Below are 20,137 nucleotides of genomic sequence, written 5' to 3'. Positions count from 1 at the left end.
TTTCTACAACCGGATAGTGCATCACCGTGAGCGAAACCGCCCCCCTGCCCTCCACCCCGATTCAGGACGCAAACCTTGCCCCGAAGGTCGGCATTATCATGGGCAGCCAGTCGGACTGGGAGACCATGCGCCATGCGGATGCCATCCTGACAGAAATGGGCATTGCCCATGAAACCCTGATTGTCTCCGCACACCGCACGCCGGACCGTCTGGCGGACTACGCCAGAACTGCCGCAGGCCGCGGCCTGTGCGTGATTATTGCAGGCGCTGGTGGGGCGGCCCATCTGCCCGGCATGTGCGCCGCATGGACACGCCTGCCCGTGCTGGGCGTGCCTGTTGAATCCCACGCCCTGAAAGGCATGGACAGCCTGCTCTCCATTGTCCAGATGCCCGGTGGTGTGCCCGTTGGCACACTGGCCATCGGGGCTGCGGGCGCGAAAAACGCCGCCCTTCTGGCCACCTCCATTCTGGCCTTGCAGGAACCGGAACTGGCCGCAAAGCTGGAGGCATGGCGCGCTGTGCAGACTGCTTCCGTCCCGAACGCCCCGCTTTCTGAAAAAAAGTAATGTCAGCCTCCTCTTCCCGCTCTTCTTCGTCCGGCCTCGGGCCGAACGCTGTTATTGGTATTGTCGGTGGTGGCCAGCTTGGCCGCATGTCCGCCATGGCGGCCGCCAGGCTCGGCTTTCGCACCCATATTCTCACGCAGGAGGCAAACGGCCCGGCCGCACAGGTTGCCCATGCCGTAACCCTCGGCGCGTATGAGGATCACACGGCGCTGGAAGCCTTTGCCCGCGCGGTGGATGTCGTCACATTTGAATTCGAGAATATCAGTGCTGACGCGCTGGATTGCCTCGCACAGCATTGCCCGGTGCACCCCTCCGGCGCCATTCTGCGCATCAGTCAGGACCGGCTGGCCGAAAAGACCTTCCTCTCGAGCGCGGAAATCCCGCTGGCGCCCTGGCATGCCGTGACAGACCACGCCTCCCTGCACGCCGCGGCAGAGGCGCTCGGTTTTCCCTTCATCCTGAAAACCACCCGCAACGGGTATGACGGCAAGGGACAGGCGCGGGTTTATGAGGCCGCCCAACTGGAAGAGGCTTTTGCCTCCCTCGCTCCGCACCCGCTGGTGGCGGAAGGCATGGTGGATTTCGCCTGCGAACTCAGCGTGATGGTGGTGCGCGGTACAGACGGCACGACTCGCTGCTTCGCCCCCGGCCTCAATCATCATCGGGACGGGATTCTGGATCTCACGCTGGCCCCGGCTCCCGTACCGCAGGAAACAGCGCAGCAGGCACAGGCCCTCGCCATCACCATTGCCGAAAAACTGGATCTTGTCGGCATTCTGGGTGTGGAAATGTTCCTGGACCGCTCCGGCGCCCTGCTGGTGAACGAAATGGCTCCGCGCCCGCATAACTCCGGCCACTGGACCATGGACGCCTGCCCGGCGGACCAGTTTGAAATGCATATCCGCGCCGTGGCGGGTCTGCCCCTGCCCCCCGCCATCCGGCATTCCGATGCCGTGATGAAGAACCTCGTCGGCCCGGATGATATGGCCCTGTGGCCCCAGATTCTGGCGACACCCGGCCTCCTCCCGCATTTATATGGCAAGGAAGAAGCCCGTGACGGCCGGAAAATGGGCCATGTGAACATCCTGTTCCCCTGTGGCAGCCTGCCCGGCGCATTGGGCATTCAGGATGCCCTCGGCCCGCTGGCCACCCGGGCGGAGGAAGAACAGGAAGAGGACTGCGCCTGAAAACCGCACCTGCGGGAACAACACCGGGCAGGCTTAAAACAGACCTTCCTCTTTCAGGCTCAAAAGCTGGCCGCCGCCGACAATCACGTGATCCCAGATGGTAATCCCCATAAGGGTGGCGGCCTGCGCAATGCGCTGTGTCATGAGAATATCATCCTGTGAGGGAGATGGGTCCCCACTGGGATGATTGTGCACCAGCACAAGAACCTCCGCCTGAAGTTCCAGAGCGCGCCGCACCACCTCCCGCGGGTAGACGGGAGTGTGGTCCACGGTCCCACGCCCCAGCATTTCATCCGCCAGCAGATGATGGCGGGCATCCAGAAACAGCACGCGCACCTGCTCCACCACCTCATGCGCCAGCATGGCGCTGAGATAGGCTTTCAACTGGGCACGGTCGGCCAGCACGCCTGTGCGCTTGAGCCGCACACGGTGCAGCCGCAGCCCGGCTTCCTGCACCAGCCGCAGCGCAACATGCAGGGCCGGAGCCTTTCCCAACACCTCCTGCATCTCCTGCTCAGACGCTGAGAGCAGGGCCGCCAGAGACCCGAAGCGCCGGAGCAGAGAGGCCGCCAGTGTGCCCGCATCGGGATGCCGGGGGGCCACCAGCGCAATCAGTCGGGCCAGAATGCTCTGGTCTTCCACCACATCGCCAATAAACAGCCCCACCTCCGCCAGACCAGACATCAGGGGCGGCATCGGCACAGAGTGCGCAGGCTGCGCATCCAGCGTGCTGAGCGTGAAGCCCGCCATATCGGCCAGCCCGGCCTCTGCTGTGCTCCGTTTTGCCTTTGAGCGGCGGCTTACCATCCCTGCTGCTCCAGATGCCGGAAGCTCCGCCAGCGGCGGCCTTTCAGCACCACATGATCATGCATGGTCACGGCCAGCAGGGGGGCGGAATGGAGCAACGCCTGCACCAGCGGCGCATCATGCAGGAGCTGGCGGTCAGGCTGCACATCCGCCCCGGCCAGCCGCACGGTAATCAGGGAACAGGCATGCAGCGCCAGCGCCCGCTGCATGATGGAGGAGACAAGCTGAGGCACGGGAATCCGCTCCTTTTCCAGCCCTACCTGAGCACCTCCCTGCACGCAGGCCGGTGGGGGCGCGCTCATCCCCTCAGGGGCCGGATTTCCCTCTGTTTCAAACCGCTCTCCCGTCTTGAAGCGTTCATCGGCCAGCAACTGGTTTCGGCTGTCCAGAAACAGCACATGCAGAAAGCTGGTGGGCGCATGGGCCAGATGCGCCGCGCAATAGGCCAGCAGCTTATCCCAGCTTCCAAGGTCAGTCCGCACGGGGGCCTTTGGGGCCGCCAGACGGTCCGCCGCCAGAGGCACAAGCTCCAGCAGTTCTGCATTGGCCCGTGTGGCCCCGGCCGCCTTCAGCGCCTCCGCAGGGGCTTCCAGCACGGCCGCCAGAGAGCCGAAATGGGTAATCAGCGCCTTGGCCAGCGGTTTTGTATCCCGCCGGGGCACGCCGGGGAAAAGCAGCATTTCCAGCAGTTCATAATCCGCCAGAGACCCCGCTCCGGCTGTCAGCACCCGCGTGCGCATCCGCTGCCGGTGCCCTGTTGGGCCGGTGGAGGAAAAGGATTGTTCCTCTCCCGTTCCAAAACGGGTCGGTTTTTCTCCTTTTACGGAGGACACCATGCCACTGCTCCGATTGGCCTCAGGCTTTCAAGACTATATAAGGGTGAAGTGAACATGTCCGAACACCCTTCCTCCGCGCTTTTTTCATCATCTCCTGATCAGGGCGAGTCCTATCTCGCACGCCTGAACCCTGAACAGCGCGCCGCCATTGAAACCACGGATGGCCCCCTGCTGGTTCTGGCCGGTGCGGGCACAGGCAAAACACGGGTGCTGACCACACGCTTTGCCCATATCCTGCTTACGGAACGCGCCAAACCCTGGCAGATTCTGGCCGTTACCTTTACCAACAAAGCCGCCAAGGAAATGCGTGAGCGTGTCTCCCTGCTGCTTGGCAGCCCGGCGGAAGGGTTATGGCTTGGCACCTTCCACGCCCTGTGCGCCCGGATGCTGCGCCGCCATGCCGATTATGTGGGCCTGAGCAGCAGCTTCACCATTCTGGACACGGATGACCAGCTCCGCCTGCTCAAGCAGGTGATGACACCCTGGCAGATTGACACCAAACGCTGGCCTGCTCCGGGCATTCTGGGCGTTATCCAGCGCTGGAAAGACCGGGGCCTGACACCCGAGCGCGTGACCGACGCCGAAGATTCCGATTTTGCGGATGGCCATGTGCGCGCCATCTACACCGCCTATCAGGCCCGGCTGATCCAGTTGAATGCGTGTGATTTTGGAGACCTGATGCTCCATGTCACGGAAATCCTGCGCACCCGCCCCGATGTTCTGGCCCAGTACCACCGCCTGTTCCGCTATATTCTGGTGGATGAGTATCAGGATACCAACACCATCCAGTATCTGTGGCTGCGGCTGCTGGCCCTCAGGCCGGGTGAGCCCTCCAACATCTGCTGCGTGGGGGATGATGACCAGTCCATCTACTCCTGGCGCGGGGCGGAAGTGGGCAATATCCTGCGGTTTGAGAAAGATTTCCCCGGTGCGCAGATTGTCCGGCTGGAACGCAACTACCGCTCCACCCGCCATATTCTGGGGGCCGCTGCCGGGCTGATTGCCCATAATGATGAACGGCTGGGCAAAACCCTGCGCTCCGGCCGGGATGATGCCAGCGGCGAGAAAGTGCTCGTGGTCGGCGTTGGGGATTCGGATGAAGAAGCCCGTGATGTCTGCGGTATGGCGCAGAAAATGCGGGCCGAAGGGCACTCCCTTTCGGAAATGGCCATCCTTGTCCGCGCCGGGTTCCAAACCCGCGCCTTTGAAGAAAAGCTGGTTCAGAGCGGCGTGCCCTACCGCATTGTGGGCGGGGTGCGATTCTATGAGCGCGCCGAAATCCGTGATGCGCTGGCCTATATGCGCGTTCTCAACCAGCCTTCGGATGATCTGGCGTTTGAACGCATTCTCAACACCCCAAAGCGCGGCATGGGGCCTGCGGGGGTGCAGAAGCTGCATGCCGCCGCCCGTAGCCGCCATATTCCCCTGACAGCCGCAACACAGGCCCTGCTGGCGGAAAAGGAACTGAAGGGCAAAACCGGTGATCTCGTCAGGGCGCTGATGACAGCACTGGACACCACGCGCGATATCCTTGCGCGTGAGGGGCATGTGGTGGCGGTGGAACACCTGCTGGAAGAAAGCGGCTATCTGGCCATGTGGCAGGCCGATACCTCACCGGAAGCGCCGGGGCGGCTGGAAAACCTGAAGGAACTGGTCCGCGCTCTGGCGGATTTCGGCACGCTGGGTGAATTTCTGGAACATGTCGCGCTGGTGATGGAGCATGACGAAAATGCCGGAGATGCCCGCATTTCCCTCATGACCCTGCACGGCGCGAAGGGGCTGGAATTTGATATTGTCTTCCTGCCCGGTTGGGAGGAAGGCGTGTTTCCCTCCCAGCGCACGCTGGATGAAGGCGGGCTGAAAGGGCTGGAGGAAGAGCGCAGGCTTGCCTATGTGGGCATTACCCGTGCGCGCAAACATGCCCTGATTTTCCATGCCGCCCGGCGGCGCATCTACGCAAACTGGCAGCCTTCCATGCCCAGCCGCTTTCTGGAGGAACTGCCGGACGAGCATGTTATCCGGCATGAAGCGCGGGACACCCTGCATCGCGCCCTGCGCTCCGCGGACTCGGTTTTTGCCGGGGGTGCGCCACTTGTCGCCCGCAGGCGGCGGGACCCTCTGGCTGAACAGGCCGCCTCCTTCCAACTGGGAGACCGCGTGCGCCACCCCAGATTTGGAGAGGGCATCATTGTCGCAGCCAATCATCATCATGTTGATGTCGCCTTTGAAAATGAAGACGGCATCAAACACCTCCAATCCACTTTTTTAGAGAAGCTTTAATGGCCGTTGCTCCCCGTCGTCACGCCTCCGCTCTGGAAACGGTTGCGGTCACCGTTCCGGAATCTGCTGTCGAATCCTATGAAAATGCCATCGGCAGCGTCTGCACCACGGTTGGTATTTTTGAAGCCAATCCGGAAGGCACCCTCTGGCGGGTAGAAGGCGTAAAAGACGTCGGGCACCGGGAAGATGATCTGGCCACAGCCCTTGTTCTGGCACAGCTCACCTCTGGCGTGAGCGCACCGCTCGAACGCAGCGCGACGGAGGCCGAAGGCTGGCTGGCCCGCACCTATGAATCCTTCCCCGAGCAGGATGTGGGGCAGCGTTTTGTTATCCGTGGCACCCACCTGCCCGATGCAAGGCACCCCACCCGCATCGCGCTGACGCTGGATGCCGGAGTGGCCTTCGGCTCGGGCGAACACGGTTCCACACGGGGCTGCCTGCGTGCGCTGGAACGCATTGCCTACCGCAACCCGCGCAACATTCTGGATCTGGGCTGCGGGTCAGGCATTCTGGCCATGGCCGCCGCGGCCCTGCTGCACAAAAAGGTGCTGGCGGTTGATATAGAACCCTGGTCCGTGCGCGTGGCCGCGCAGAATGCAGAGCGCAACGGGCTGGGCCGTGCCCTGACATGCCGACTGGGCAATGGCTGGAGAACCCCGGAAATTCGCCACACCGCGCCGTATGATCTGGTGTTTGCCAATATTCTGGCCCGCCCCCTGTGCCTGATGGCCAAAGATCTGGCCCATAATCTGGCCCCCGGCGGCACGGTCATTCTGGCGGGCCTGCTGCGCACCCAGATCCGCATGGTGCTGGCCGCGCACCGCAGGCTGGGGCTGGTGCTGGAACACACCTTTACGGAAGGGGACTGGGCCACACTGGTCCTGCGCCGCCCCTCCGCGCAAACACACTGAACCCGACGCCTGCATGACACCTCATGCAGGCGTTTTTTACAATTGCCTTTCCTCAAGACAGTATTTGTGAGGCCTGCCATGCCGTCCGCATCCGCCACCCGTCTTGCCGCCCTGCGTGCGCTCCTGAAACAGAATGGTCTGGATGGGCTGATTATCCCCCACAGTGATGAATTTCTGGGCGAATATACTCCCGCCTGTGCGGACCGTCTGGCCTGGCTGACGGGCTTTACCGGCAGCGCCGGCATGGCGCTGGTGCTGGCAGAGTCCGCCGCGGTTTTCTCGGATGGACGCTACATCACCCAGATGGACCAGCAGGTGGACAGCACCTGCTGGGAACGCCAGCACATCCACCAGACCCCACCCCCGGCATGGCTCGCCCGGAAGGCCCCCGCTCACGCCCGCATCGGGTATGACCCGCGTATCATGAGCAGTGCGGAGCTGCGGCCTTTCACGCATCTCTCCGGCATTGAACTGGTCCCCACCGCTGAAAACCTGACAGACGCCCTGTGGGCAGACCGCCCGGCCTTCCCCGCCGCCCCGGCCAGCATTCATCCGCTGGTTTATGCGGGCGAGAGCTCACACGACAAGCGCACCCGCCTCGGCCATGCTCTGGCTGAAGCCGGACAGGCCGCCGCTGTCTTGAGCGATTCAGCTTCCATCGCATGGCTGCTGAATATCCGGGGCACCGATCTTCCCTGCACTCCGGTCGTTCTGGCTTTTGCCGTGCTGCATGCCGATGCCTCGGTGGATCTGTTCATTCAGGCCAGCAAGATCCCGGCAGATGTGCGCGAATGGCTGGGCACGGATGTGCGCGTGCACGAGCCGGACACCATGGAAACCATACTGGCCACACTCGCCGGCAAGACCGTGGGAGTGGACCCGGCCAGCAATGCCATCTGGTTTACGGAGGTGCTCCGCCGCCACAGCGCCATCGTGCAGGAAAGCCCGGACCCGTGCCTGCTGCCCAAAGCCCGCAAGAACGCCACGGAGCAGGAAGGCGCCCGCAAGGCCCATCTGAAAGACGGCGTAGCCCTGTGCCGCTTCCTGCACTGGTTGAGCACGGAAGACGCGCGCGGCACGACAGAGCTTCAGGCCGCCAGCAAGCTGGACTCCTTCCGGGCGGAAGGGGCTGACTACCGTGGGGAATCCTTCCCCGCCATTTCCGGCGCGGGGCCGAATGGTGCCGTGATTCATTATCGCGTGACACCGGAGAGTGACCGCCCCCTGAATGCGGATGAAGTCTACCTGATTGACAGTGGCGGCCAGTATCCGGAAGGCACAACGGATGTCACCCGCACAGTCTGGACCGGCCCCAACACCCCGCCAGCCCGCCTGAAGGAAACCTTTACCCGCGTGCTGAAGGGCAACCTGCGCCTTGGCCGCGCCCGCTTCCCCACAGGCACCACCGGCCACGCGCTGGATGCCCTGGCGCGTTATGACCTGTGGCAGGTCGGGCTGGATTATGATCACGGCACCGGCCACGGCGTTGGCAGCTTTCTCTCCGTGCATGAAGGTCCGGCCCGGATCGCCAAAACCCCCTCCGCCATTGTGTTGCAGGACGGCATGATTCTCTCCAACGAACCCGGCTATTATGAACCGGGAGCCTACGGAATCCGGCTGGAAACGCTGGTGCTTGTGCGCGAGAGCGCCGGAGAGAACCGCCCCGGCCATGTGTTTGAGACGCTGACTCTCGCTCCTTTTGACAGAAACCTGATTGATCCGGCCCTTCTGGGGGAGGAAGATGCTCAGGTTCTGGATGCCTACCATGCACAAATCATGGCCCATATAGGCCCTCACCTGCCATCTGATGCCAGAAACTGGCTGAAAACCGCCTGTGCGCCTCTCAACAGAGCGTGAGAGAACCTGATTATCGCAACTGGTCACGCAATTGGGAATCGCTTGCCTGGCCGAAGAAGAGCAGAAAAGCTGCGAAGTGAAGGGAGCTTCCAGAATGACGACAGACAGCAAAACCATCCCCGCCACTCTTATTGCCGGTGACGGGATCGGGCCTGAAATTGTTGAATCAGTTACCGAACTTCTTGATGCCGTTGGCGCCCCGTTCCAGTGGGACCCCCAGCTTGCCGGCATGGCCGGGGTGGATGCGGTCAATGACCCGCTGCCCAAACAGACCATTGAGAGCATCCGCCGCACCGGCCTTGCTCTGAAAGGCCCCCTGACCACACCGGTGGGTGGCGGCTTCAAATCCATCAACGTCACACTGCGTCAGGAGTTCGGGCTGTTCGCCAACCTGCGCCCCACCAAGACGATTGTGCCCGGTGGCAAGTTCGACAAGATTGATCTGGTCCTGTTCCGTGAAAATCTTGAAGGCTATTACGCAGCCATGGAACATTATGTTCCGGTTGGGGATGACCCGAAGGGTATTGCGCTCAGCACCGGCTTCAACTCCCGTGCAGAGTGCCGTCGCATTGTGAGGTTTGCTTTTGAGTATGCGCTCAAGAACAACCGCAAGACGGTTACCATTGTTCACAAGGCGAACATCCTCAAACTGCTGACCGGCCTCTTCCTTGAGGAAGGCCGTAAGGTTGCCGAGGAATATAAAGGCCGCGTTGCGTTCAATGAACGGATTGTGGATGCCTGCGCCATGCAGCTCGTCATCAATCCGTGGCAGTTTGACGTGATTGTCACCACCAACCTGTTCGGTGACATCCTGTCTGACCTCACGGCTGGCCTTGTTGGCGGTCTGGGCATGGCTCCGGGTGCCAACATCGGTGAAAAAGCCGCTGTGTTCGAAGCCGTGCACGGCTCCGCACCCGACATTGCCGGGCAAGGCATTGCCAACCCTCTGGCCCTGCTGCTGGCCGCGGTGATGATGCTCCAGCATGTCGGCCGTCAGGATCTGGCAGACCGTATCGACCTCGCAATCAAGAAGGTCATTACGGAAGGCAACGTCCGCACGAAAGATCTGGGCGGCAATGCCTCTACCAAAGATCTGACCGCAGCCCTGAAACAGCAGCTCGTCTGAGCCGCCCTCAGGCCGACGGGAGGCCGGGTTTTACCCGCCTCCCGTTTTTTCTGGCGGTCCTGCCGCTCAGGCTACAGTTTTTTTCACACCTGTTCCCGTGCCGTGCGTATCATGGGCGGCATGATCCCGAGCTTTTCCGGCCACTGGCCTCTCCTGCCCCTCTCCCCCTCCTGCACACTCACCGTCACCACACATGCTCCACAGCATACGGCGGACATTGAGGCGGAGATCACACGCATCTGGGCGGCGGCCTGCCAGACAAATCCCTCCCTGTTCAACGGCTGCGTTTTTTCAGCAGACCGCGTGACCCGCACAGCCATCTCCGGCCACTGGACAGATTACCGCTCCGTTCTGGCGCAGATGAAAAACCCGGCCCTGTATCCGCACCTTCGGCTGCAACCGCTTGCCGTCATCGGCCTGCTGGAAACGCCTGAAGGCTACGTTCTGGGCAGGCGGCACCCTTCCTCCCTGTATCAGGGGAATTTCTGGCAAAGCCCCCCTGCGGGCAGCATTGAACGGCGCGGAGAAAGCACCGCCGTCAATCTCGCCGAACAGCTTCTGGCAGAAGCCGAGGAAGAACTTGGCCTGACCGCCGAAAGCCTGCATGTCGGCTCCCCGCGCCTGATTGCCCGCCACCCCGGCACCCGGATTCTGGATATCGGTATCCCCATGCGCACCCCGCTCTCTTTCAGTGCCGTAACCGCCTGCTGGGAAAGCTCGGCAAATCAGGAATATGACCAACTGGCGCTGGTTCCACCCGCCGAGATTGACGCGTGGCTGAACCGCACTGACCTGCTCCCTACTTCCCGTGCCTTACTGGATGCCACCCGTTCATGACATCACACCATCCGTCCACATCCAGCCGCCCTGTTAAACAGGCAGCCCCAAGCCCCGCACTTGTCCGGATTATCGCCGCGGCCTGCGGGCTGATCGTTGCAAATCTGTATTACGCCCAGCCGCTGGCTGGCCCCATCAGCACCGCACTGGCTCTCCCGCAAAGCCAGTCCGGCTTGATTGTCACCATCACCCAGCTTGGATACTGCCTCGGCCTTCTGCTGATTGTGCCGCTGGCCGATCTGCTGGAAAACCGCAGCCTGATTGTCTGGATGACACGCCTTGTCATGCTCGCCCTTCTGGCACTGCCGTTTGCACACCACCCGCTGCCCTTCCTGCTGGCCATCGGGTTGATCGGGGTTCTGTCTGTTGCTGTGCAGATTCTGGTGCCTCTGGCCGCCGGCCTCGCGCATGAAGGCATCCGGGGCCGTGTGGTGGGCAATGTCATGAGCGGCCTGATGCTGGGCATTATGATGGCCCGCCCCGTGTCCAGTTTTGTGACCCAGTTTTCGTCCTGGCACGCCATTTTCCTGATCTCAGCCGGGATCATGCTGGTGCTGTCCATCCTGTTGCAGCGCGTTCTGCCGCAGCACAGGCCAGCCACCAAAAAACACTATGGCGCGCTGCTCAGCTCAATGGTGGCGCTGCTGCTCACCACACGGGTGCTCCAGCGGCGGGCGTTCTATCATGCCTGCATGTTCGGTGCATTCAGCCTGTTCTGGACCGTAACGCCCCTGCTGCTGGCGGCCCCGCCGTTCCATTTTTCTCAGGGTCAGATTGCACTTTTTGCATTCGTTGGTGTGGCCGGAGCCATTGCAGCCCCCATTGCCGGGCGCATGGCCGATAAAGGCTGGACATGGCCTGCAACACTTGCCGCCATGGCGCTGGTCTGCCTTGCCTTTCTGGTCAGCCCGCTCATGCCGCAGTCCGTTTTTGTACTCATGCTGGCGCTGGCGGGTATTGTGATTGATTTCGGCGTAACCGCCAATCTGGTGCTCGGGCAACGCGCCCTGTTCATGCTGCCTGCGGAAAACCGCGCCCGCCTGAACGGGCTCTACATGGCGCTTTTCTTTCTGGGGGGAGCGGCGGGATCAGCCCTTGGAAGCTGGACCTATGCACGCGGCGGCTGGCCGCTGGCCGCCGCTGTGGGGGCAGCCCTCCCAGCCCTCGCGTTTGCCGTCTGCCTGACTGAACGGCGGCGGTAGAGGCTCTCAGGCTCGGGATTATTTAATCTCGAGCCCGATCTGCTTGATATCGTGGAACGTGATATCCGGGTTCTGTTCCTGTGTGCGGCGCATCATGAAGGCTGAAGAGGCGAGGAACACCGGATCATCATCCAGATCATCCGCCATGGCGGAGCGGTTCACCATGGAGAAGGTTTCAATTTTCTCACGCGGCCCCGTAACCCAGCGGGCCAGAGAAAACGGCACGGCATCAAACCCGATCGCCACCCCATATTCCGCCTTCAGGCGTGCCTGAAGCACGTCAAGCTGAAGTGTTCCCACCACACCCACAATCGGCTGTGCGCCATCCTGCGGCTTGAAGAGCTGCACCACGCCTTCTTCTGCAAGCTGGGTGAGCGCCTGTTTGAGCTTCTTGGCCTTCATCGCGTCATCCAGCCGCACGCGACGCAGAATTTCCGGCGCAAAATGCGGCACGCCGGTAAAATTGAGATCTTCATTTTCTGTCAGCGTATCGCCAATGCGCAGGGTGCCATGGTTGGGAATGCCCACCACGTCCCCCGCGAAGGCTTCCTCCGCCAACTGCCGGTCCCGCGCAAAAAAGAACTGCGGTGTATGCACGGCAAAGCTCTTGCCGGTGCGGCTGTGGCGCAGGCGCATGCCGCGCGTCAGCCTGCCGGAACATATCCGGGCGAACGCAATGCGGTCCCGATGGTTCGGGTCCATATTGGCCTGAATTTTAAAAACAAGCGCGGTCATCTCCGGCTCATCCGCCTTCACCGTGCGGGTTTCCGCAACCTGGTTCCGCGGAGAAGGCCCGAACGCCACCAGCGCATCGAGCAGGTCCGTCACGCCAATTTCCTTCATGGCGCTGCCGAAGAAAACCGGTGTCAGATGCCCGGCATCAAAAGACTCACGGTCGAAGCTGGGCAGGGCGGCTTCCGCCAGTTCCAGTTCCTCAAAAACCTGCACCACCCGTGGGTCGGACTGCGGCAGGGCGTCCTGCGTATGCAGTTCCTTTGTCCGCAGGTCGTACGTCCCCACAAACCCGGCGGCACGGCCAACCGGCCATGTGGCGGGGGCCGTATCCAGTGCGAGGGAGGAGGCAATTTCATCCATCAGCGCGAACGGGTCCTGCGCCTCACGGTCCATCTTGTTGATGAAGGTGACAATGGGGATATCGCGCAGGCGGCAGATTTCAAACAGCTTGCGTGTCCGGTCTTCAATACCCTTGGCGGCGTCAATCACCATGACGGCGGAGTCCACAGCCGTCAGGGTGCGGTAGGTATCTTCCGAGAAGTCTTCATGGCCCGGTGTATCAAGCAGGTTGAAAATACAGCCGCCATACTCAAAGGTCATAACGGAACTGACAACGGAAATCCCGCGCTCACGCTCAATGGACATCCAGTCAGACCGGGTACGCCGCCGCTCCCCCTTGGCCCGCACGTTCCCTGCAAGCTGAATAGCCCCACCGGCCCGCAGGATCCGTTCCGTAAGCGTGGTTTTACCAGCATCCGGGTGCGAGATGATCGCGAACGTACGGCGGCGGGCAATTTCCGTGCTGAGGTCAGGGGCGAGCGCTTCAGACATAACAGGCAATCCGGCTGGGAAAGAGACAGGTTAAAACGGCAAACGCCGGATGGAGAGAGAACCCTCCACCCGGCGCTGCACAAATCGGGCCGAAGCGCCGATTAACGAGAGTAGTATTCGACCACCAGGTTCGGTTCCATCTGCACCGGATACGGCACATCAGCAAACTTCGGACCACGCACGAACGTGCCCTTCATCTGGCGGTGATCAACGTCCATGTATTCCGGAACGTCGCGTTCACCCGTCTGGGTGGCATCCAGCACGATGGCCAGCTGCTTGGATTTTTCACGCACTTCGATCACATCACCATCACGCACGAGGAATGAGGGGATGTTCACTTTACGGCCGTTGACCAGAATATGGCCGTGGCTGATGAACTGACGTGCCGCGAACGGTGTGATCGCGAATTTCATGCGGTAGATCACCGCATCCAGACGACGCTCGAGCAGGTTGATCAGGTTTTCAGACGTATCGCCCTTACGACGCACGGCTTCCTGATAGTAGCGACGGAACTGCTTTTCGCTGATGTTACCGTAGTAACCCTTCAGCTTCTGCTTTGCCATCAGCTGCACAGAATAGTCAGACGGCTTGCCCTTGCGGCGCTGGCCATGCTGACCCGGGCCGTATTCACGACGGTTAACCGGAGACTTTGCACGGCCCCACAGGTTAACGCCAAGGCGGCGGTTAATCTTATATTTGCTCTCGAGGCGCTTGCTCATAAGGCGCTCTACTCTTCTCTGTCTGCGCGGGGCACGCTGATTTCTCAGCACCCCACCGTGGTGCCGGTAGTCTCTGTCCCCCACGGATCAGAGCGGGCGCAGTCCGTATCACCGGCAGGCGGGAGCATCTGTCCACCTGCATCGGCCGTCCTGTCCACATTCCCGGCAATGGGAGCAGCCATTACGGAAAGAGGGAGGGCGTGTCAACTCGGTTCCGCCCGCCGCCTGCCCCGCCTGCGGGATGCAAGACAGCTTTGGTGCAGGTTTTCACGCACAGCACCCCCATCTTTACAGAGAGTATTCCCGTCTTTACAGATAGTATTTCTTAATTTTGAGCTTTAGACCATGCGTTTTTTTCTACAGAAAACCGCGAAAAACAAGGAAAACTCACATGCCATCCTCTAAACAATGGGCATTGTTTGTTGCACTCGGCGTTGCGCTGATTGTTCTGGGCTTTATTGCCTGTGTGGATGCCATTTCCGTTACATTGGTCAGCACAATTTTCATTGGTGTTCTGATGATCATTGCCGGAGCCATGCAGTGCGCTCATGGTTTTGCCGTGCGGGACTGGGGCGGCTTCCTGTTCTCACTGCTGTTCGGCCTGCTTTATATAGCCGCCGGGGCCATGATTATTGAAGAACCCATCACCGGTTCTGTCATCATCACGCTTTTTGTTGCTGCCTGCTTTGTTGTGGTGGGTATCATGCGCTGCATTCTGGCCATCCAGTATCGCAGCCTGCCCGGCTGGAGCCTTGTGCTGGCGGGTGGGGTGATCAGCCTTGCCGTTGGGCTGTGCCTGTATTGGACCCTCCCCTGGTCCGGCCTGTGGCTGATCGGCACGTTCGTGGGGATTGAACTGATTGCCAGCGGCTTCGGCTGGCTTCAGTTCGGTCTGGCTCTCCGCCAGCCCGCAGGGCAGAACACGGCTCCGGCCCGGAACCCGTAACCACCTGCCATGGAAGGGGGGGCTCTCTCCCCGTCCTCACAAAAAAGGAGCCGCTCTGCTGTGATGCAGGCCGGCTCTTTTTTTAAGTCAGCGCCCAGAGTTTTTAAGTCAGAGCCCAGAGCCTCGGGATCAGGATCATCCGGCCAGAGCGTGCAGACATTCCCGCTCGTTCCTTTCACAAAGACTTCTGAAAAGTCCGACCGTCAGTCTTGAACCGAAGCGCCCCACCCGGCTCCGCCTTCCCGCCTCAGCCTTGCTGGGAAGAGGGGGCATCCGGGCTCTCCGGGGTATTCTGCCCGCCTGCCGAAGCCTCCGGGGAAGAAGGAAGCAGAGACGTTTTCTTATCCAGCATCAGCAGGTGCTGCGCAGCCAGACCGGGGCGCTCACCGGCTTTTGTGGCAGGTGCCGCACCGGGCACCAGCTTGACGGCCCTCTCCCCTTCTTCCCGCTTGCGCCGCAGTTTTTCGATATTTTCCAGCACCAGCGGATAATCTTCCACCAGCCGCCGGAAGCGTGATGCGCTGATCACCATGAAGTGCCCGAACTGCACAGCCCGGACAGTGGCGGGGCACCGCTCGTTATTCAGGGCGGACAGTGCGCTGATCAAGTCCCCTGCGCCGTAGAGAATATCCCGCTCGGCCACATGGGCCTCCGCCAGACCCGCGCTGATGAAATAGACATGCCTGATGGTTCTGCCCCGGCGGCAGATAAGCTCCTGCGGCGCTACAAACCGCAGGGAGGTTGTTGTTGCCAGGTCATGCAGTTCCGCATTGGGCAGCCCCCGGAAAACAGCCGCATGCTTCAGGCGGCTTTCAATCCCGCTGCGCAGGTCAAAGCTCAGCGGTTTGTCCAGCCGGCGGCGGCGGCGCTCAAGCTCTTTCAGCAGCTCACGATTCAGCTCTTCACTGATCAGGGATTCCGCCATAAGCGTATCATATTCCTCGCCTTCCAGCCGCAGCACGATCTGCCGGAAAATCCGGTTTTCCAGAGCTTCTGAATAGCCATGATAATGCAGGCGCAGGGTTTCAAGCGCTTCATCCAGCATTTTTCTCTGCCGCTGAAGCACCTCCGCCACCACCTCACCAATACGGCTGCCCAGGGTGGGCTCCAGCCGCTCACTCATGAAGCGAGTGAGCGCAATGGACACGAAATGCGCCACCATCAGCATTTCAAAGCGCTCGGCCATGCACAGCATCAGGGGCCGGTCGATGCGCAGATGCTGGTGAACCCACTGCGCGACCTTGAACCGCAGGGAGGGGCTCAGGCGGCGGCGCAAGGCCCGCACGTAGCCCAGCCGCCCTTCCAGCCGCGCACCATCAATGGCGGCCTCGGAAGAGCGCAGCAATGTTTCCATCACCCGGCGGGTAAGACCCTGAATACGGAACAGGTCCAGCAGAACAGACCGTTCCTGACTGGCGATGATAAGCAGCGCGAGGTTCACGCGCTGTGTATCGCCCAGTGCCGTATCGAACGAATTGGCGGCTTGTTCCTCATTCGCGCGGCGGTTCAGCTGCTCAATGACGGTACATGTGGCATCCGTGGAAAAGCCCAGATCATCAGCTACTTTTTCCGAGCGTTCCTTCACATTCTCAAGCCCGATGCTCAGCACCTGATGCCGCATGGCTTCATCAATGGGAGAGAGCTTGTCGAGCCGCAGGAACAGCACAAGAGAGCGCAGCGTGGTGCCGTTCAGCAGCAGCGTGATCAGCACGAAGCCTGTCGCGATAATACCGATAAAGTGCGCAACAGGCGTGGAAACCCGTTCGTTCTCCGTCACGGCCAGCGCCAGCGCCAGCGTAATGGCCCCGCGCAGGCCACCCCAGACCATGGTGATCTTGAATGGAGTAGGCACAGGGGGAGCCAGCTTGGTCATGGCGAGGAGCGGGAGCAGGCCAAACACCACCGCGCCACGGGCCAGCAGCCCGGCAACACTGGCAATCAGGATCAGCACGCAGTCCCACCGCGTCATCCCCACAAGCAGATGCGGCACCAGCATGGATGCCAGCACGAACACCAGAGACCCCGCCCAGAACACAAGCTGCTGCCAGAGCTGGGTGAGGAACAGCCATGTCTGGGGCCGGACTGTGGAGGGACCATACACAGAGAGCGTCAGCCCCGCCGCCGCCGTGGCCACCACGCCTGACACCCCGAGGAATTCGTCGGAAACAATATAGGCCACATAGGGCAGCGCCACGGTAAGCGTGATTTCCGCGGCGGCGGAGCCGCTCAGGGCCGTAATCATCATCAGGGTCAACTGGCCGAACACCACCCCGGCAATCAGCGCCCCGACAAATGAGATGACGAACGAGACCACAGCCTCGCCCGGATGAATGGCATGATGCAGGGTGACGGAAGGCAGCAGAATGGAGAAGATGGAAATAGCCGCCGCGTCATTCAGCAGGGCCTCCCCTTCCACAAGGCGGGTGAGCCGGGTTGCCGCCCCGATATCCCGGAAAATTCCGGCCACGGCAGAAGGGTCCGTTGTAGCCACAATCGCGCCCAGAAGCAGGCAGACCACAAGCGGCATCTGCGCAAACGGCAGCAGCGCCAGCCCGATGGCCCCGGTGGACACCACAACCGCCACCACCGCCAGCAGCAGCACGGTTGCGGCCTCATGCGCCAGGCGGCGCACATCAATGGCCAGAGCCCCCTGAAACACCAGCACGGGCAGGAAAATCAGCAGGAAGGCTTCACTGTTGATCGGGAAATCCAGCAGTGTTTCCGCTATGCCGTTCAGGGCGGACGTATGCGTTGTCCGCAGGGCGAAATCGGCCAGACTACCAATGATAATGCCGACAATAGCCAGCAGGACGGTTTCCGAAAGTTCCAGCCTGCGCGCAATGGGCTGAACCGTGCTGACAATGACCAGAAGAAGAGCAATGGCAAGCAGTACCGCAGCCAGACCCGTTACCGCCATACCCTTTTTGCTCCTCCAGCCAGCTTTTTCCGCACCCGATTTCGATCTGTTTCTATCTATCTCATGGTGTTAAGGCAGCAGAAAGGCAAATGTTCCGGATGATCTGTTGTCTTTAACACACCTGGTGGACGAACAACCACTCCGGCCCGATGTTTCCTGTCCCGCAAGACGGTTATGCCTCTGGCCGGAGCCTCGCCGTAATGTGATTGCCGTCCGGGGAGCACCTGCCGCGTGACACCCCATATGAGGGAGAGAGCGCTGCCCCGGCCCTGCTGGCCGTGCGTGTCAGACACCACCACTCAGGATGCACCCCTATGAGCACACCCCCTCTCCTCACCGAGTGTCCTGTTGGCCTTGCGGCGGAGGGGTTCCGGATAGAGCGGGACTCTCTGGGCGAGATCAGGGTGCCCGCCGACAAATACTGGGGTGCCCAGACACAGCGCAGCCTTGTGCATTTCTCCATTGGGGAGGAGCACATGCCCCTGCCCCTCTGCCATGCCTATGCGGTGGTCAAGAAAGCCGCCGCTCTGGTGAACGCGGCTGAAGGCCGCCTGCCGCAGTGGAAAGCTGACCTGATAGCCCGCGTGGCGGATGAAATCTGCGCAGGCAAGCTGGACGCCCATTTCCCGCTCTACGTCTGGCAGACAGGCTCCGGCACCCAGACAAACATGAATCTGAACGAGGTGATTGCCAACCGGGCCATTCAGCTTGCCGGGGGTGTTGTGGGTTCCAAAAACCCGATTCATCCAAATGATGATGTCAATATGGGGCAGTCGAGCAATGACTCCTTCCCCACGGCCATGCATATCGTCACGCTGCTGGAGATTGAAAACCGGTTGATCCCGTCTGTGGAAGCGCTCAGTGAGAGCCTCCACGCGAAGGCCGAGCAATGGGAGAATGTCGTCAAGATCGGCCGTACGCACCTTCAGGATGCCGTCCCTCTCACCGTCGGGCAGGAGTGGTCCGGCTGGGCCTGCATGCTGGATGATACGCTGGACAGCCTGCGCACGGCGCGGGAGGGCCTGCTTCAGCTTGCCGCCGGGGGCACGGCTGTGGGCACGGGGCTGAATGCGCCTCCGGGCTTCAGCAAGGCCATTGCCAGCAAGATTGCTGAACTGACAGGCCGCCCCTTTGTGACCGCCCCCAACAAATTCACGGCTCTGAGCGGACAGGACGCCATGGTGCGCGCCTCCGCCGGACTGCGCGGGCTGGCGGTGCCTCTGCTGAAAATTGCCAATGACATGCGCCTGCTGGCCTCCGGCCCCCGCTGCGGGCTGGGGGAACTGCGCCTGCCCGAGAATGAACCCGGTTCCTCCATCATGCCCGGCAAGGTCAACCCCACCCAGTGTGAAGCGATGGTGATGATTGCGACCCAGGTTCTGGGGAACGATGCCACCGTGGCCTTTGCCGCCAGCCAGGGCCAGCTGGACCTGAACGTGATGCGGCCGGTCATTCTGGCAAACTGCCTGCAAAGTATCCGTATCCTTGCAGATGGCTGCCGGAATTTCAGGGTTTTTTCGGTGGAAAAAACGGAACTCAATGAGGCCCGCCTCGCGCAGTATGTGAACGGCTCTGTCATGCTTGTCACCGCCCTCAGCCCTGCCATCGGGTATGACAAGGCGGCGGATATCGCCCATCGCGCCATGGAGCAGGACATCAGCCTGCGGGAGGCAGCCGTGCAGTCAGGCTATCTGGACGGGGAGAGCTTTGACAGGCTGGTAAACCCGCTGGATATGGTGGGCAATGGCGTGGGCGGGGCCTGAGCACTGATCCCTTTCGTTCCGCCTGAAACCCCGGTATAGTCGTTTTATGAAACGTTTTTCCATGTGTGCCCGGCTGCTGCCCGGCATTTTCCTGCTGGGCCTGCTGGGCCTGAATGCCTGCGCGGATGATGACCAGACATCCCGGCATTATTATCACCCCCGGCAGCATCATGGCCAACGCAACCCAAGCTGGTATCGCCCGCCCGCAAACACGCAGCAGTAAGGAACCATACGACCATGGAAGGTAAACTCCTGCGGTTCGGCCTGATTATCGTGACACTTGCTCTGGGCATGTTTCTGATCAGCTCCCTCTACAGAAACTTCACGCATCTTGTGACCCCGCCCGCCGGGCAGGCCTCCCAGCCCGTAACCAGCAGCGCACCCGCCCCGCAACCCTGAGGGACATGGCACGGATGCGCGCCTTCGGCCCCGCGCGCCACCAGAAAGCGCGCCATCAGCGGGTGCTTCACCAAGGAGCGCTTCACCGGAGCAGCTTTCTCCGGTGTGTGCACCAGTTGTGTGCCAGCCTGCATCCGCGCCTGCCCGTGCTCTTCCGGGCGGCACCCCTGCCGGATGCGCCGCGCCATGGCCTTGCCGTGGCTTTGCTGGGTAGCCTG

Annotated in this window: 17 protein-coding genes; 12 read left to right on the top strand and 5 right to left on the bottom strand. The window is 61.4% G+C overall.

What is annotated here, in order from left to right; genetic code table 11:
• Positions 1-26 precede the first annotated feature (26 nt).
• Both purE and GOB82_RS02275 read left to right on the top strand, forming a co-directional pair.
• Positions 27-566: a 5-(carboxyamino)imidazole ribonucleotide mutase gene (purE, locus tag GOB82_RS02280; RefSeq protein ID WP_166119065.1), complete on the top strand. Its 540-nt coding sequence runs from the start codon at positions 27-29 to the stop codon at positions 564-566.
• Positions 566-1,753, top strand: a complete 1,188-nt coding sequence (locus tag GOB82_RS02275; RefSeq protein ID WP_166119064.1) for a 5-(carboxyamino)imidazole ribonucleotide synthase — start codon at positions 566-568, stop codon at positions 1,751-1,753. Before purE ends, GOB82_RS02275 begins: the two co-directional genes overlap by 1 nt.
• A 33-nt stretch (positions 1,754-1,786) precedes the next feature.
• Here the strand turns inward: GOB82_RS02275 and radC are convergent, their stop codons facing one another.
• Positions 1,787-2,560 (bottom strand): RadC family protein, encoded by a 774-nt coding sequence (gene radC / locus GOB82_RS02270; protein WP_242007146.1) that lies wholly within the window; start codon positions 2,558-2,560, stop codon positions 1,787-1,789.
• Positions 2,554-3,396: a JAB domain-containing protein gene (locus GOB82_RS02265; protein WP_166119062.1), complete on the bottom strand. Its 843-nt coding sequence runs from the start codon at positions 3,394-3,396 to the stop codon at positions 2,554-2,556. Before GOB82_RS02265 ends, radC begins: the two co-directional genes overlap by 7 nt.
• Before the next feature lie 54 nt (positions 3,397-3,450).
• On the opposite strand from GOB82_RS02265, the gene GOB82_RS02260 reads away from it, so the two are divergent.
• The 6 genes from GOB82_RS02260 to GOB82_RS02235 all read left to right on the top strand — a co-directional run bounded on the left by GOB82_RS02260 (position 3,451) and on the right by GOB82_RS02235 (position 11,609).
• The gene (locus tag GOB82_RS02260) at positions 3,451-5,676 is read left to right on the top strand and encodes an ATP-dependent helicase (RefSeq protein ID WP_166119060.1); all 2,226 of its coding nucleotides are present in this window, start codon (positions 3,451-3,453) and stop codon (positions 5,674-5,676) included.
• Positions 5,676-6,587, top strand: coding sequence for a 50S ribosomal protein L11 methyltransferase (locus GOB82_RS02255; protein ID WP_166119057.1), 912 nt, complete (start codon positions 5,676-5,678; stop codon positions 6,585-6,587). The genes GOB82_RS02260 and GOB82_RS02255 overlap by 1 nt, the downstream gene beginning before the upstream one ends.
• 78 nt (positions 6,588-6,665) lie before the next feature.
• Complete coding sequence (locus GOB82_RS02250) at positions 6,666-8,444, top strand: aminopeptidase P family protein (RefSeq protein WP_166119055.1); 1,779 nt, start codon at positions 6,666-6,668, stop codon at positions 8,442-8,444.
• A gap of 94 nt (positions 8,445-8,538) precedes the next feature.
• Entirely contained in the window at positions 8,539-9,570 is a 1,032-nt protein-coding gene (locus tag GOB82_RS02245; protein WP_166119052.1) for an isocitrate/isopropylmalate dehydrogenase family protein, read from the top strand.
• 120 nt (positions 9,571-9,690) lie between these two features.
• On the top strand, positions 9,691-10,407 hold the full coding sequence (locus GOB82_RS02240) for an NUDIX hydrolase (protein WP_166119050.1): 717 nt from the start codon (positions 9,691-9,693) through the stop codon (positions 10,405-10,407).
• Complete coding sequence (locus tag GOB82_RS02235) at positions 10,404-11,609, top strand: MFS transporter (protein ID WP_166119048.1); 1,206 nt, start codon at positions 10,404-10,406, stop codon at positions 11,607-11,609. Before GOB82_RS02240 ends, GOB82_RS02235 begins: the two co-directional genes overlap by 4 nt.
• An 18-nt stretch (positions 11,610-11,627) precedes the next feature.
• On the opposite strand, the gene GOB82_RS02230 is transcribed toward GOB82_RS02235, so the two are convergent.
• Positions 11,628-13,175, bottom strand: a complete 1,548-nt coding sequence (locus GOB82_RS02230) for a peptide chain release factor 3 (protein WP_166119046.1) — start codon at positions 13,173-13,175, stop codon at positions 11,628-11,630.
• A gap of 101 nt (positions 13,176-13,276) precedes the next feature.
• Positions 13,277-13,894, bottom strand: a complete 618-nt coding sequence (gene rpsD, locus GOB82_RS02225; protein WP_166119043.1) for a 30S ribosomal protein S4 — start codon at positions 13,892-13,894, stop codon at positions 13,277-13,279.
• Positions 13,895-14,285: 391 nt separating this feature from the next.
• Between rpsD and GOB82_RS02220 the strand changes: the two genes are divergently transcribed.
• Positions 14,286-14,840 carry an HdeD family acid-resistance protein gene (locus GOB82_RS02220; RefSeq protein WP_166119040.1) on the top strand — a complete coding sequence of 185 codons (555 nt, stop codon included), beginning with the start codon at positions 14,286-14,288 and terminating at the stop codon, positions 14,838-14,840.
• A gap of 247 nt (positions 14,841-15,087) precedes the next feature.
• On the opposite strand, the gene GOB82_RS02215 is transcribed toward GOB82_RS02220, so the two are convergent.
• On the bottom strand, positions 15,088-17,757 hold the full coding sequence (locus GOB82_RS02215) for a cation:proton antiporter (RefSeq protein WP_166119038.1): 2,670 nt from the start codon (positions 17,755-17,757) through the stop codon (positions 15,088-15,090).
• A gap of 314 nt (positions 17,758-18,071) precedes the next feature.
• On the opposite strand from GOB82_RS02215, the gene fumC reads away from it, so the two are divergent.
• The 3 genes from fumC to GOB82_RS02200 are packed head-to-tail and all read left to right on the top strand — an operon-like array spanning position 18,072 to position 19,919.
• Positions 18,072-19,520: a class II fumarate hydratase gene (fumC, locus tag GOB82_RS02210; protein WP_166119036.1), complete on the top strand. Its 1,449-nt coding sequence runs from the start codon at positions 18,072-18,074 to the stop codon at positions 19,518-19,520.
• Positions 19,521-19,566: 46 nt separating this feature from the next.
• Complete coding sequence (locus tag GOB82_RS02205) at positions 19,567-19,743, top strand: hypothetical protein (RefSeq protein WP_166119034.1); 177 nt, start codon at positions 19,567-19,569, stop codon at positions 19,741-19,743.
• Between the two features lie 14 nt (positions 19,744-19,757).
• A complete protein-coding gene (locus GOB82_RS02200; protein WP_166119031.1) occupies positions 19,758-19,919 on the top strand; it encodes a hypothetical protein in 162 nt (53 codons plus the stop codon).
• Positions 19,920-20,137 lie beyond the last annotated feature (218 nt).

Origin of the sequence: Acetobacter farinalis (genome assembly GCF_011516935.1) — a bacterium.
Classification (GTDB): domain Bacteria; phylum Pseudomonadota; class Alphaproteobacteria; order Acetobacterales; family Acetobacteraceae; genus Acetobacter; species Acetobacter farinalis.
The sequence above is the reverse complement of the archived record's forward strand: the minus strand, read 5'-3'. Positions and strand labels throughout refer to the sequence as shown.

Coding starts and splice junctions, on each gene's coding strand:
- GOB82_RS02205 (WP_166119034.1), top strand. CDS start 19,567: ATGAAACGTTTTTCCATGTGTGCCCGGCTGCTGCCCGGCATTTTCCTG.
- rpsD (WP_166119043.1), bottom strand. CDS start 13,894: ATGAGCAAGCGCCTCGAGAGCAAATATAAGATTAACCGCCGCCTTGGC.
- GOB82_RS02200 (WP_166119031.1), top strand. CDS start 19,758: ATGGAAGGTAAACTCCTGCGGTTCGGCCTGATTATCGTGACACTTGCT.
- GOB82_RS02260 (WP_166119060.1), top strand. CDS start 3,451: ATGTCCGAACACCCTTCCTCCGCGCTTTTTTCATCATCTCCTGATCAG.
- GOB82_RS02215 (WP_166119038.1), bottom strand. CDS start 17,757: ATGGCGGTAACGGGTCTGGCTGCGGTACTGCTTGCCATTGCTCTTCTT.
- GOB82_RS02230 (WP_166119046.1), bottom strand. CDS start 13,175: ATGTCTGAAGCGCTCGCCCCTGACCTCAGCACGGAAATTGCCCGCCGC.
- GOB82_RS02265 (WP_166119062.1), bottom strand. CDS start 3,396: ATGGTGTCCTCCGTAAAAGGAGAAAAACCGACCCGTTTTGGAACGGGA.
- GOB82_RS02220 (WP_166119040.1), top strand. CDS start 14,286: ATGCCATCCTCTAAACAATGGGCATTGTTTGTTGCACTCGGCGTTGCG.
- GOB82_RS02245 (WP_166119052.1), top strand. CDS start 8,539: ATGACGACAGACAGCAAAACCATCCCCGCCACTCTTATTGCCGGTGAC.
- radC (WP_242007146.1), bottom strand. CDS start 2,560: ATGGTAAGCCGCCGCTCAAAGGCAAAACGGAGCACAGCAGAGGCCGGG.
- fumC (WP_166119036.1), top strand. CDS start 18,072: ATGAGCACACCCCCTCTCCTCACCGAGTGTCCTGTTGGCCTTGCGGCG.
- GOB82_RS02255 (WP_166119057.1), top strand. CDS start 5,676: ATGGCCGTTGCTCCCCGTCGTCACGCCTCCGCTCTGGAAACGGTTGCG.
- GOB82_RS02275 (WP_166119064.1), top strand. CDS start 566: ATGTCAGCCTCCTCTTCCCGCTCTTCTTCGTCCGGCCTCGGGCCGAAC.
- GOB82_RS02250 (WP_166119055.1), top strand. CDS start 6,666: ATGCCGTCCGCATCCGCCACCCGTCTTGCCGCCCTGCGTGCGCTCCTG.
- GOB82_RS02240 (WP_166119050.1), top strand. CDS start 9,691: ATGATCCCGAGCTTTTCCGGCCACTGGCCTCTCCTGCCCCTCTCCCCC.
- GOB82_RS02235 (WP_166119048.1), top strand. CDS start 10,404: ATGACATCACACCATCCGTCCACATCCAGCCGCCCTGTTAAACAGGCA.